Below are 13971 nucleotides of genomic sequence, written 5' to 3' on the forward strand. Positions count from 1 at the left end.
TTTTGCTAATATTTTTTATATAATTCATCTTCACATAAATTTCATACCAAATTTTATAAAATCAAAATTATAAGAGAAATGGGTCAGGAAGAATCAATGTTTAAATTTTTTCTGCGATGGATAGACAGTTGGTCAACTACACAAACTTCTGAGACAAATGAGTCTGATACGTTTAAAACATATAAAGATACTAAAATTCAATGGTTGCGAATCCTTCCATTTATTTTTTTGCATATCGCATGTTTAGCCGTTTTCTGGGTCGGTGTATCTTGGTTTGCAGTCGCGTTTATGCTGTTTTTTTATTTTATTCGTATGTTTGCGATCACGGCATTCTTTCATCGTTATTTGTCACATAAAACATTTCAGACTTCTCGTCCTGTGCAATTTATATTTGTCTTGATTGGAACGATGAGTGCACAACGTGGTCCTTTATGGTGGGCTGCTCATCATCGCTATCATCATCGTTTTACCGATACAGAGCATGATCCACATTCATCAGAGCATGGTTTTTGGTATAGCCATATCGGCTGGTTCCTAAATGAACAGAATTTCACAACGCGAAAGGAAGTCATCAAAGATTGGATCAAATTTCCAGAATTAGTTTGGTTAGACCGATTTAGTTTACCCGTTGTGTTACTGACGGCTTTATCAATCTATGGTTTGGGTGAGTGGTTAGCGGTTGCTTATCCAATTCTAGGTACATCAGGTTTGCAATTGCTGGTTTGGGGTTTTGTGGTTTCAACAGTTTTGTTGATTCACGCAACTTTATGTATTAACTCGCTTGCTCACTTGTATGGAAGCCGAGATTTTGAGACTAATGACAATAGTCGAAATAACTTATTCCTTTCGATTATTACATTGGGCGAGGGTTGGCATAATAATCATCACTATTATGCAGGTAGCACTCGACAAGGTTTTTTCTGGTGGCAAATCGATATTACTTATTACATTTTAAAAATGATGTCTTTTTTAGGTCTCATTTGGGCGATCAAACCAGTACCTGAGCGCGTTTATGATGCGCACAAAACTCAAATACAAAATTTAAAAATGAACGCGAATAAAATTCAAAGTGAGAAGTCTTGATGAAGATTGCAATTGTAGGTTCAGGTATTTCAGGCATGTATGCCGCATGGAAATTATCACAGCAGCATCAAGTCACGATCTTTGAAAAAGAGAATTATTTCGGAGGGCATACTGACACCCACGATCTTTGGATTGATGAACAGAATGTTGCAGTAGATAGTGGCTTTATTGTATTTAATGACTATAACTATCCTTTATTCAGTGCAATGATTGCTGAACTTGGTGTCCAAGCACAGAATAGTGATATGAGTTTTTCTGTGAATAATCAGGTCACTGGTCTACAGTACAATCCATCTAAAAAATGGTCATTATTGACTCGCCCGCAAAATTTTTTAAATAAGAACTTTCGATTGATGCTGTCTGATTTGATCAGGTTTTATCAGGAGAATAAAGATGTTGTCGTGGATCAATGTGATGCTGAGTTAAGTATTGAAGATTATCTAAATCGAAATGACTACTCTCAGGTTTTTAGAGAAGAACATCTCTATCCAATGTGTGGCGCACTATGGTCAAGTCCAGTTGATCAAGTTGGGAAGATACCCTACAAATTTGTGGTGAGTTTCTTTCAACATCATCGTATGTTGCAGTTGGCTGATCGACCACAATGGCAGACAGTAAAAGGTGGTTCAGCTTCTTATATACGAGCGATTCAAAAAGCTTGCCCATCGATTATTTGGAAGAAAGCGCAAGTTCAACAAGTGATTCGTGAAAATGATTTAGTTCATATTGTCACGAATCAAGAACAAGAAACTTTTGATTGGGTTGTGTTTGCGAGTCATGCTGATGATACGTTAAAGCTTATTCAAAATCCTTCGGCAGATGAGCGAGATGTATTAGGTTGTTTTGATTATCAAGATAACTTTATGGTGGTACATCGCGATACTTCGATTATGCCGAAGCGTCAATCTCAATGGGCGAGTTGGCATGTGCATGTCACTGCTCAAGAAAAACCTGAAAAAAATAGCAAAGCTCATCAAGCACACTATGGATTTACCTATTGGATGAACAGCTTGCAGAATCTACCTTGTAAAACGCAGGTATTTTCTACATTGAATCCGAATATGCCGATCGCGAAAGATAAGATTTATGTCGAACGTCATTATCGACATCCTGTTTTTGATAAAAAAGCAATTGAGTCACAAGCGCGTTGGGAACTGATCAATGGTCAAAACCGCAGTTCATTCTGTGGAGCATATTGGGGTTGGGGCTTTCATGAAGATGGGGCGAGAAGTGCTCAGCGTGTAGTAGATAAGCTATTAAGAATTAAAGACTAATTTGGAGGTGATCACATGTTTGAAGATTCACTTTCCATAGCCAAAGCTCAGATTAGACATCGGCGCTTTCATCCCAAAGCACACGATTTTCAGTCTAGTTTGAGCTATTTATGTTTTGATCCAGATCGTATCGATCAAAACCTAGATCGTTCATGGCTTTGTTCAACTTCGCGTTGGAATATCTTAAATCTTTATGAAAATGATTTTCTAAAAGGCTATACAGGTTCGATCAGAGAACGAATTAAGAAAATCCTTTTGCAGCAAGTGGACACGATTTTATCGACTCAATCAGAAATTCGTGTGCTCGCATTGCCAAGAACTTTAGGATTTAGTTTTAATTCAGTCATCTTTTATTTTGTACTCAATCCTCAAAAACAACCAGTTTTCATATTGAGTGAAATCACCAATACCCCTTGGAATGAACGTAAAGTTTATGTGCATGACTGCCGTCAAAAATTAAAAGAGCACAGTCATTTCAAAAGTTATGAGTTCGAATTTGAAAAGAGTTTTCATGTGTCTCCATTTATGCCGATGGATATTCACTATAAATGGTGCTTTAACTTTTCAGATGAACAAAATGTGATTCATATGCAGCTTTATCAATCAGATAAATTTATCTTTGATGCAACGATGCGTTTCACTTTAACCAGCATCACAGTTCCTTCACAACTGAATCGTTATGCTATTCATCATATCTTTGAACCTTTCAAGATGTTAGCTTCGATCTACCTTCAAGCTTTTCATCTGTGGCGAAAGAAAGTTCCATTTTATCGGCACCCTAAAAAAGATAAGGATTTAAAACAACATGATGAAAACGCTTATTTTCGGTGAACACGATTCACTGCCTTTGGTTCTTCGGAGCTTGCTCAAACTTCGTCATGGTCAAATTCATTTTCGTGGAGAATGGAATGGTACCGTGGGAGAGCTTTCAGATTTAGAAGCTACGATAGATATTCATAATAAAGAATTGATCGATCTGATTTTTAAAAACGGTGTACTTGGTGCGGCTGAAGGTTATATTCGCGGCTATTGGAGCAGTGAACACCTCGTTGAAGTCATTCAAATTTTGGCGAGAAACCGTCATGTGCTTGATAAGATTAATCAGAATGTGATTTCTCAAGCCAGCCAACTTGTATTAAAAGCTTGGTACAAAACACGTAAAAATTCATTGTCAGGAAGTCGAAAAAATATTGCAGAACATTACGACCTGAGCAATGACTTTTTCAAACTCTTTCTCGATTCTTCAATGATGTATTCCAGTGCAGTATATAAGCACAAAGATATGACTCTAGAAGAAGCTTCTGATTATAAAAAAGAGCTGATTTGTCAGAAATTACAACTCAAACCGATGGATCACTTGGTTGAGATCGGTAGTGGTTGGGGCGGATTTGCGATCTACGCTGCTCAGCATTATGGCTGTAAAGTGACTACGATCACCATTTCTCAAGCACAATACGATGAAGCAACCAAACGTATTGCCGATGCTGGTCTCAGTCATCGTGTCAATGTTCAGCTCAAAGACTACCGATTGTTAGAAGGCAAATTCGATAAGCTGGTTTCGATTGAAATGATTGAAGCAGTAGGTGAGCAATATTTATCGACCTACTTTAATAAATGCCGATCCTTATTAAAACCGAACGGGTTGGGATTGATTCAAGCTATTACGATTGAAGATGCGCGCTATAAAAAAGCCTTGAATACCGTGGATTACATTAAACGCTATATTTTCCCAGGGAGCTTTATCCCTTGTATCAGCGTTTTAACACAAGCGGCATCTGAACAACAGTTACGCTTAAAACATCTTGAAGATATTGGTTTGAGCTATGCTGAGACGATTCATCAATGGCGTGAGCGTTTCTTAAATGCCAAAGAACAAGTTTTGGCTTTGGGATTTGATGAAAACTTTATTCGGATGTGGGATTTCTATCTTTGCTATTGCGAAGGTGGCTTTAAAGAAGGGGTGATCAGCGATGTACACCTTTTATTTGAAGCAAGTCCTTATTAATTTCTCATTATTTTAAGCATCAAGGAGGCAGTTATGATATGGCAATTGTTTTTACTTGATGCCCTTGTGATGACGTTTTGTTGGTTGTGGGCAACAGTAAACCATCGTGCAGGTATCGTAGATGTCGCATGGAGTTTCTGTATTGTTCTCAATATTGCCATTACAGCATTGTTTGTTGAGATCGCTCCGTTAAATGTCAGATTGTTTCTCGGCGTATTCAGTTCAATATGGTTCTTGCGTCTAACTTTGCATCTATTCCGTCGTTATTTAGCTGAGCATGAAGAAGATCGTCGATATGCCAACATGCGTAGAGCAATGGGCAAATATCAACATTTTGGTTTCTTTCTATTTTTCATGTTTCAGGCTGGATTAGCCATTTTATTTAGCATTCCGATGTGGAGCTTGCTCAATGTGACAAGCATGTCTTGGAGCATGGATACCAATGATTATCTGATTATTGCAGGTCTAATTATGTTTGTTGCATTCGTCGGTGAGACGGTTGCAGATCAACAATTATATCGTTTCAAGCAAAATCCTAAAAATCATGGCAAAACAATGGATCAAGGTCTGTGGAAGTATTCAAGGCATCCAAACTACTTCTTTGAATGGCTGCATTGGTTTGCTTATCCCATCATAGGAGTAGCTGCAGGATTATTAAGCTTGTGGATCTATCCAATTTTGATGTGGTTATTCTTGTATTACATCACGGGTATTCCATTCAGTGAGCAACAAGCATTAAAAAATCGAGGTCAAAATTATCTCAATTATCAAAAACGAACTTCAATGTTTATTCCGTGGAAACCCAAACAGTAGGTACTGCACATGGACTTTATTATTCAAAAATCTTTAAAACTCGTTGAAAGCGGTTTAGTTCCAGATCAGGCAATTCGTGCAGCAATCCGTGCATTGAGTAAAAAGCGTTTGATTCAAGAAGGGCGCTATGATCCTGAGCAAGGTGCACAGCGTTATATGGACGTGCTCAATATGTTGAAGCACAGTGAGATTGCGATTGAAACAGACAAAGCCAATGAGCAACATTATGAGTTGCCGACTGCTTTCTTTCAGGCTGTCTTAGGCAAACGTTTGAAATATAGTGCCTGTTTCTTTCCACATGAGCACACCACACTAGATGAAGCCGAAGAATTTGCACTGCAAATATATAGTGATCGTGCACAGTTGCAGGATGGTCAAGAGATTTTAGAATTGGGCTGTGGTTGGGGATCATTTACCCTATGGATGGCTGAGCGTTATCCAAATGCGAAGATCACAGGTGTTTCAAATTCTGCAACTCAACGCCAGCATATTTTAGCTGAAGCTGAAAAACGTAATTTGAATAATATTCAAATCATCACTTGCGATGTCAATGTGCTTGAATTAAAGACCAATACGTTCGATCGTGTAGTTTCGGTTGAAATGTTTGAACACGTTAGAAACTATCAGAAACTCTTTGAGAAAATTCAGTCTTGGCTTAAAGAAGATGGTAAGTTGTGGTGTCATATTTTCTGTCATCGCTTCTTACACTATCCTTTTGAAATCAAAAGTGAATATGACTGGATGTCACGTTACTTTTTTACGGGTGGTCTGATGCCATCAACGTCTACATTCTTACATTTCCAAGATCATTTAGAGCTTGCGCAGCATTGGCAGTGGTCAGGCACACATTATGAAAAAACATCTAATGCTTGGCTAGAAAATATGGATCGTCATGCCGATGAGTTAAGACCTTTGTTTGAGCAAGTCTACGCACAAGATGCAGATGCATGGTGGCAACGTTGGCGTATATTCTTTATGGCTTGTGCCGAGTTATTTGGATTTGAACAAGGACAAGAGTGGGTGATTGGTCACTTCCTGTTCAATAAGAAAGTCGTATAATTAACTATTGTTTATTGCAGATCAGCTTATGTTAAAACCGAAAAATCATGGCGTGAATACACATCCATTGAGCAAGATGTTTAATCGTCATTATTGGTTGCAAATAGGGCTGATCGCACTTTCAATCATTATTGGTATTGTGTGTAGTGCATGGGTAATTAAGGGTTCTTTACTTAAAACTGCACTCGAGCAAGAGATGGAACATTATTGGCTTCGAGTCGATCGTAATCCAAATGCAGATTTACCTGACACAAAGAATTTGTACGGCTATCGTTGGAACACAGCAATGCCGCCCGCTGCTTTTAAAGGACAACGTTTAGAACAAGGTGTACACCGCATCTTTGTGGATGGAAAAGAACGTATGACTGTTTACGGAGAGCGAAATGGTCAGCACGTTTTATTGGTTTTTGGCGAAAGTAACGTTAATAAAATTGTATGGATGTTCGGACTCGCACCGTTAATGTTTAGCCTTATTGTGCTTTATAGTATTTTATGGTGGTCTAATCGCCGTGCTAAACGCTATTTTTCACCGATAACCCGATTAGCTAATGCTTTAGAACATATTGATTGGGCGCATCAAAATAAAGAAGCATCGCCGTTTCAAGGCATTAGTACCAATGGCAATTTAGAAGCGGAATACCTAAAACAAGCGCTGGAAAAATATCATCAAGTTTTAACTGAATTTATTTATCGAGAAAGAGAGTTTACGGGTGATGTGAGCCATGAATTGCGTACTCCGCTAACGATTTTGAAAGGCAACGTGCAACTTTGTCAGGCGAAATATGGTGAAGATAAATCACTAAATCGAATTTCGAATACTATCGAAGATATGCAATTGTTGGTTGATACGCTATTGGCTATTGCTCGAAACACCACGAACACGCTAACCGCTGAACAAATGACTCTATCAACGATCATTCGTGATTTGGTAAGTGACTTAGATCCAGTGAGTCAAAGCAAAGGAATGGAGATTCTGGTTCAATACGATCCTCAAGAATTTCCTCGTATGATTTACCCATCGATGACTAAAATGGTTCTGAGCAATATCTTGCGTAATGCACTGAATTATTCCCAAGGCTCAAACATTCATATTATTCAACGTAAAAATAGTATTGTGATTGCGGATAATGGGATTGGAATCACGATGCCGAATGATTCCAAAGTTCAAGAATTAAATACGACTCAACTGCAACTTAAGGCAAAAGGGCATGGTATCGGATTACAGTTGGTACAAAAACTCTGTAATCAATTAGGTTGGCGTGTTGAGCTATTTGATCGACAATATTATTTGAGCACACGCAAATATCTTAAACTGGAAAACACAACGGGTTTAATCGTTGTGGTGTATATGAATTGAGTTTAATAATCTTCAAAAGCGACTTTTAAGCCAACACCTGAGACGGTATGAATTAACTTTTGGTCAAATGGTTTGTCGACCATTTTGCGTAAGTTATAGATATGGCTGCGTAAGGCATCACTTTCAGGTTCTTCATCTCCCCATAGTTCGATGATAATTTCTTGTTTAGTGATCACTTTAGGTGAATTGCGCATCAAAATTTTGAGTAATTTAAACTGAATTCTTGGCAACTCAATATGTTGACCTGCACGGGTAACTGTTTGGGTAGAGCTATCTAAAATAAGATCATGGATTTGAATTTTACTAGAAGAAACCTCTCCAAGAGATCGTTTAATTAACGCACGAATACGCATCACTAATTCATTAAAATCAAAAGGTTTAACTAAATAGTCATCTGTTCCAGCAGTAAAACCTTTTAATTTGTCATCTAAGGTATCTCTCGCTGTTAACATCAAGATAGGAATATCTTTACCTTGATCATTTCTAAGCCATTCACATAAGTCGTAGCCTGAACCATCGGGAAGGTTGATATCTAAAAGTAGCAAATGGTAGGGTTGGTTCTTTAGAAAATTTCGTGCCGCATCGAGGTTGCGTGCATGATCGATCACAAAGCCATGCTCTTCTAGAAACTCACACACTGTCGCTGCAAGTTCATAGTGATCTTCAACCATCAGAATAAATTGATTGCTCATAATAATAGTCAAGTTATTGATTTAGTAATTGTTGCTTTAATTTAGCATTAAATGGCTGGCTTCCAAACCAAATTTTAAAATACTGATTGGCTTCAGTATCCGTAATTTTTCCAAGTGGTTTTTGATTTAAAGACAGCGAAAGTGTTTGATTGGAATGACTATATTTTAATGAGTAAAGATCACCTTTACGGACAGGCTTATATAAAGATGTAATTTTATTTAACGCAGAATTATCCGTAAAATTGCTGACATTTTTCTTGAGGAAATGGGTGGCTGCTCTTTTAAAAGCCCATTCTGGAATATCACGTGTGTACATGAAGTCGAGCTGTATATCTTGACTATCCCATTTTTGACCACAGTCACTAGCATAATAACTGACTGTACCAACATTCTTTTTAGTCACGATAATCGGGGCGTTTTTACAAAATTGAGTGCTTGCATGACTAAGATTTGTTGTGAGAGAGAGAAATAGTACACTTGAGAGCACTATGATTTTTCTGTGGTAAAACATAACAAATCCTCAGTTTTCAAATGTAGATCTAGCCTTATATAGACCGAGCTTAATAGGTATAGAAATTAAGGTTTCGTTCAACTTGCTGTATCTCATACCGTGCGAAAGCAAGATTTGTGTTGGTACGATCTAAAACAGCATAGAGGAAAAGCGTATGATTGGTTTCCAATGGCGTCACGATATGATATTGATCGCGCATTGTGACCAAAACTCCTTCTAAGTAATCATTTGAATCAAGCTCAGCCATCAGTTGTCGTTGATAGCTGAGTAAATTAGCCCCTTCAGCAGCAGCTAAATCAATATTGAAAAATTCATCACCAAAGTATTCGAGAATCGAACCATCATAGGCATCGATCAGCGCTAGAACAATTAAACCCTTAATCCGTTTTAATTGTTTTGATAATAAATTGATTTCCATAATTTATTTTCTGCTTAAAGGGGGCTGAATTTTAAACTATTTTTTGAACGGTAAGATCATAGAATAACCACTTCCGACATATGGTAATGAGCGATACAAACCATTTGCTGGGTCCCAATAGTCTTGTTGGAAAATGATTTGATTCGAACCATTTATTTTCATCTGAGTGACACCGTATGAAGCCATAGATTTGGTTCGACCAAACATTTTAAAGTCATATGCCATATACCAATGAATATAAGCAGAGTCACGTTGATGTGTAGCGCTCACAAGTTTAACCGTGACATTACTCACACGTTTATTCATGCCTTCAAAGTGTTTGATTAGGTCTTGTTTATTTGAAAATTGAGAAAGTGTGTCATTGATAAATAGACGATCTGCATATAATTCACTGGCATTTTTAACAAAATCTGGTGTACCTAAAGTATTAAAGGCATTCACAAAACGATTACCAATCATTTGTGCTTTTTCTTGATCAAGAGTCACACCTGTAATATTTTTATCTGCTTCACGATAATCAGATGTATAACTTGGCACGCTTTTACATCCGACGAGCGAAATCAAGGTAAGTGTTGATATTGCTAGAGTTTTTAAGAGTGTCATATTTATCATCCAATTACATCCGTATTTTGATGTTAGACGTGAAGGTGTGAATATGACGTGAACTTGAAAAACCATGCTTTTATAGCGATGAAACATAACAAAAGAGCCACTATATAGTGGCTCTTAAGCGATTGATTTGGAATTTAATAATATTATTTCTTACTTTTCTTGGTTTTTAGAAACTCTTGATAAGCCTCTTCAGCAAAACGTCGTAATGATTCACCAATTGCAGCATATTGATATTCATTTAAATTTGCCAATGATGCTCGCGCAGATGGATGTTGCACCCCAAATCCAGAACCAGGGAGGAGCACAACACCAGTTTCGTCTGCCACTCTAAATAACAGTTCAGTTGGATTTTTGTTTTTCATGATCCAGTCGGCAAATTCATCACCATATAATGTTCTAGATGTGTTTTCTAAATTAACTAAAGTGTAATAGTCCACTGCATTTGGATCTTGAGGGACTTCCACACCTAACTGACGATAAAGCGCAGCATCACGTTCTCTTACGACAGATTTCACTGCTTTTTTATAGCTTTGACGAGAGTCCATCATGTTAAATAAAGCAAATAAAACCATCTGAACTTGTTGAGGGGTCGATAACCCTGCGGTGTGATTCAGGGCGACATTGCGGCTGTCTGCAACTAAGCGATCAATAAATTTAATACTGGTTGGGTCTGTGGTTAATGACGAATAGCGCTCCTCCAATTCTTTTTTATCTTTCTTAGATAAAGCAGCGAGTTTCTTATCCAAAATATTATTGTCGCTTAAGGCAATAACCCCTAGTCGCCAGCCAGTTGCACCAAAGTATTTAGAGAATGAATAAACTAAAATCGTGTTGTCTGGACAAATTGCAAAGAGAGATTTGAAATTATCTGCAAAAGTTCCATATACATCATCAGTTAAAATAATTAAATCAGGACGTTTTTTTACAATATCTGCGAGTATCGCTAATCCTTCATCACTCATTTTGACTGAAGGGGGGTTGCTCGGATTAACCAAGAAAAATGCTTTGATTGATGGGTCTTCAAGTTTTCTTAACTCGGATTCAGGATACTGCCATCCAAGATTTGCATCTGCCTCGATTAATACTTCTTCAAGCTGATAATCATTGAGTTTTGGAATTTCAAGATAAGGTGTAAAAATTGGCGAACCGATGGCTATATGATCTCCATTTGAGATGATTTTATTTTCTTTTAATGAGTTAAATATATAGGCCATTGCTGCTGTACCGCCTTCAACGGCAAACAGATCAACATTATCTTTAGGCATTCCTTGAACACCCATTTCACGCAAAATATATTCTTTGATAATAGTTTCACTGATACGAAGCATTCGATCTGGAACAGGGTAGTTGCAACCTAAAATCCCTTCTACCATTTCAAGTAAAAATGCATCTGGATCTAAGCCAAGTTGATCACGGACGTAAGAGACCGCTTTACCTAAGAATACAACACCAGGTTTATCTCGATTTTCCATAACAAAATGATCAAATCGAGATTGCAATCCGACAGGACGGGGGAACCCACCTAGACCTTCTGGCATATATGAAAATGAAAATTCTGATTCAGTAGTAGAAAATAAACCTAATTGGAAAAATGCTCGACGTGGCAAGGTAGCTAAAAAGTTAGGGTTGCCACGACCTGCGTTCAGCATCAAACGATCAGTTCTACTTTGTGCTAGTTCAATCAAATTATCTTTAAGTTCAAAAGGACTGAGTTTTGAGTATTTTGTATAATCAACGTTCCCCATGGGAAGTCTCCTTAATTATAGTGAAGTAAGTAAAATTATTTTTTAAGCTAAACCAACAATCAGTGGGCCGAGCAGGGTTAGAAAAACATTTGCCAGAGCATAGGTAATGGCAAATGGAACCGTAGGAATAGAATTTCCTGCTTTATCGAGTACACCACCGAAAGCAGGATTGGCACTACGCGAGCCTGATAAAGCTCCTGCCATGACTGCAACATTGTCGTAACGTAATACATAGCGTGCAAATAACATCGACATTATCAAAGGAACGATAGTCACCACGACACCGATCATGAATAGAGATAAACCGCTTTCTTTAATCGTTTGAATGGCTTGTAAACCAGACTGTAAACCTACAGCTGCAACGAACCCAGCCAAACCTAAATCTTTGAGCAGTTGAGAGGCGGCCAAAGGCATATTGCCATGCACTTGGTTACGGCTGCGTAGCCAACCAAATAGCAGACCTGAAAGTAAAGCACCACCACCAGCTCCAAGAGTTAAGGGAACATCACCAATACGAATAACGAATAAACCAATCAGTAGACCAACAACCAAACCTGCACCATGAAAAATCCAGTCTGTTTTTAAACTTTCTGGTAATGCTTTACCTGCTTCTTTCACTAAACGATCTAAATCGCTTCTAGTACCATAGACAGTAATCACATCACCTTGTTTTAAAATAGTTTCATCGCTTAATACTTGAGTCTCGTTATTACGCTTTATAGAAAGGACATAGATGCCATGTTTCAAATATTCGGGAGTGTTGGATTTAATGTCGCCAAGGGTTCTATTGATATATTTGGAGTTTCTCAGAATGACATCTGATGTATCCATTACCATTTCCATGCCTTGAGAGCTTTGTAATTCTGTACCGATTTGATCAGCGATAGAAACAATACTCGCGCGTCGACCAACAACTAAAATAATATCGTCAGTCTGTAGTACCAATTCAGGTGATACATCTATTAGTTGGTCTTTGCGCTTAAGTCGTTCTAGCGTGATACTTGGTTGAACACTTTCTAACTCAGCAATGGATAACCCACTTGCTTGTTTAACTTTATAAATACGCCCAACAATTTCTGGCATAGCCAACTCTTGCCCAGGAGCAAGTTCAAATGCACCTTTCAAGCGTTCAGACTGTGCTTTTAAGGCATCATCATGAATTTCTCTACCCATGAATTTCGGTAGGAGATTCACACATATAATGATGGCGCCTAATGAACCAAAAATATAAGTTACGGCATATCCAATCGCGACATTAGCTTGCAGTTTTTGTATCTCTGCAAGAGGTAAATCCAATCGTGAAATGGCATCACCAGCGGTTCCAATAATTGCAGATTGCGTCATACCGCCAGCTGCTAATCCAGCCGCTAAGCCTTTGTCTAGATTAAAGAGTTTTGCCATAATCAGCACAGTGATAAGACCGCAAACTGCCATAAATACGGCCAGCAAAATCTCTTTGATAGATTGAGGACCTAAGGATTTAAAAAACTGAGGACCACTTTCAAAACCAACTGCATATATAAATAACGCAAATAATATGGCCTTTACGCCATTGTCTACAGGAACGCCTAGAAGACTTAATCCAACTGCAACGAGTAATGAACCTGCTACACCACCGAATTGAAATTTACCGAATTGAAGTTGTCCAATCCAGAAACCAATCGCCAATGATAAAAATAAGAGTATTTCAGGGCTGTGTTTTAACTCGCCTTGTAACCATTCAATCATTTTTCGATCTCACTTTTATTATTCGATCTATCTTTAGCTTTGAAATTTATTTATTTTTCAAGTTTTTTTAAAATACAGTTCTGAAGTATTTCATGCAAACTTGAATTTTTTTTATAAATTTTAATGATTGATAAAAAATATTTTTAATTTCATTGCTTTATTGGTTTTTAATATGCTCGGGAACTATAGATGATTATATTTTATTAATATTTATTTACTGAATCTTACATAAAATTACATTTTGTTTTTGTGTGTAGTTTGATGATGATTAATAGTGAAATTTATTTAAATAAATACATGTGTATTTTAATTTTATGGGTGGGTAAAGCTGCTAATGAAAATTAGAAAATCCTAGTTATTTACTTGGTTTTATATCTTGAATTATTTTTTAAATAATAAAAATTAGCATCATTAATCGATGACTAATATCTTTATAAAGTATTATTTTTTAGGGTTTTAAACGGATTTAATCAGTGTCTTGGGTGGAGGATTTAATTTAAATATTTTCATAGGGTTTTACCTTTTGGTCTATTATTGTGACTAATTGTAAATAAAAAAACAAAAATACATCGAAATTATTCAATTTTATTACGCATTCTTCAATAAGTTTTTGATTATAGTTTATCGAAACTTAATATTTTAACAAAAACATACATAAATCGATAAGGTGTAAC

General features: G+C 37.1%; 13 protein-coding genes. 7 read left to right on the top strand and 6 right to left on the bottom strand.

The window, feature by feature from the left end:
* Positions 1-96: 96 nt before the first annotated feature.
* Genes H2677_RS06265 through H2677_RS06295 form a run of 7 tightly spaced genes read left to right on the top strand, consistent with a single transcriptional unit; the run spans position 97 to position 7591 of the window.
* Positions 97-1083, top strand: coding sequence for an acyl-CoA desaturase (locus H2677_RS06265; RefSeq protein ID WP_039047249.1), 987 nt, complete (start codon positions 97-99; stop codon positions 1081-1083).
* On the top strand, positions 1083-2357 hold the full coding sequence (locus H2677_RS06270; RefSeq protein WP_212639396.1) for an NAD(P)/FAD-dependent oxidoreductase: 1275 nt from the start codon (positions 1083-1085) through the stop codon (positions 2355-2357). Before H2677_RS06265 ends, H2677_RS06270 begins: the two co-directional genes overlap by 1 nt.
* A 15-nt stretch (positions 2358-2372) precedes the next feature.
* Positions 2373-3188 carry a DUF1365 domain-containing protein gene (locus H2677_RS06275; protein WP_099948461.1) on the top strand — a complete coding sequence of 272 codons (816 nt, stop codon included), beginning with the start codon at positions 2373-2375 and terminating at the stop codon, positions 3186-3188.
* Positions 3163-4362, top strand: coding sequence for an SAM-dependent methyltransferase (locus tag H2677_RS06280; RefSeq protein WP_004914971.1), 1200 nt, complete (start codon positions 3163-3165; stop codon positions 4360-4362). Before H2677_RS06275 ends, H2677_RS06280 begins: the two co-directional genes overlap by 26 nt.
* 33 nt (positions 4363-4395) lie before the next feature.
* Positions 4396-5175, top strand: a complete 780-nt coding sequence (locus H2677_RS06285; RefSeq protein ID WP_212639397.1) for a DUF1295 domain-containing protein — start codon at positions 4396-4398, stop codon at positions 5173-5175.
* 9 nt (positions 5176-5184) lie between these two features.
* Positions 5185-6234 (top strand): SAM-dependent methyltransferase, encoded by a 1050-nt coding sequence (locus H2677_RS06290; protein ID WP_004914975.1) that lies wholly within the window; start codon positions 5185-5187, stop codon positions 6232-6234.
* A 28-nt stretch (positions 6235-6262) separates the two neighbouring features.
* Complete coding sequence (locus H2677_RS06295) at positions 6263-7591, top strand: sensor histidine kinase (protein ID WP_212639398.1); 1329 nt, start codon at positions 6263-6265, stop codon at positions 7589-7591.
* A 2-nt stretch (positions 7592-7593) separates the two neighbouring features.
* Here the strand turns inward: H2677_RS06295 and H2677_RS06300 are convergent, their stop codons facing one another.
* The 6 genes from H2677_RS06300 to aspT form a co-directional block, all read right to left on the bottom strand.
* The gene (locus H2677_RS06300; protein ID WP_004959303.1) at positions 7594-8283 is read right to left on the bottom strand and encodes a response regulator transcription factor; all 690 of its coding nucleotides are present in this window, start codon (positions 8281-8283) and stop codon (positions 7594-7596) included.
* A gap of 13 nt (positions 8284-8296) precedes the next feature.
* Entirely contained in the window at positions 8297-8794 is a 498-nt protein-coding gene (locus H2677_RS06305; protein WP_212639399.1) for a chalcone isomerase family protein, read from the bottom strand.
* A 49-nt stretch (positions 8795-8843) separates the two neighbouring features.
* Positions 8844-9212, bottom strand: coding sequence for a roadblock/LC7 domain-containing protein (locus tag H2677_RS06310; protein WP_005402805.1), 369 nt, complete (start codon positions 9210-9212; stop codon positions 8844-8846).
* Positions 9213-9248: 36 nt separating this feature from the next.
* Entirely contained in the window at positions 9249-9815 is a 567-nt protein-coding gene (locus tag H2677_RS06315) for a nuclear transport factor 2 family protein (RefSeq protein ID WP_004953479.1), read from the bottom strand.
* 152 nt (positions 9816-9967) lie between these two features.
* The gene (locus H2677_RS06320) at positions 9968-11569 is read right to left on the bottom strand and encodes a bifunctional aspartate transaminase/aspartate 4-decarboxylase (RefSeq protein ID WP_212639400.1); all 1602 of its coding nucleotides are present in this window, start codon (positions 11567-11569) and stop codon (positions 9968-9970) included.
* A 42-nt stretch (positions 11570-11611) separates the two neighbouring features.
* The gene (aspT, locus tag H2677_RS06325; RefSeq protein WP_212639401.1) at positions 11612-13297 is read right to left on the bottom strand and encodes an aspartate-alanine antiporter; all 1686 of its coding nucleotides are present in this window, start codon (positions 13295-13297) and stop codon (positions 11612-11614) included.
* Between the last annotated feature and the right edge of the window lie 674 nt (positions 13298-13971).

The sequence above is a fragment of the Acinetobacter junii genome, from assembly GCF_018336855.1.
Taxonomy (GTDB): Bacteria; Pseudomonadota; Gammaproteobacteria; order Pseudomonadales; family Moraxellaceae; genus Acinetobacter; species Acinetobacter junii.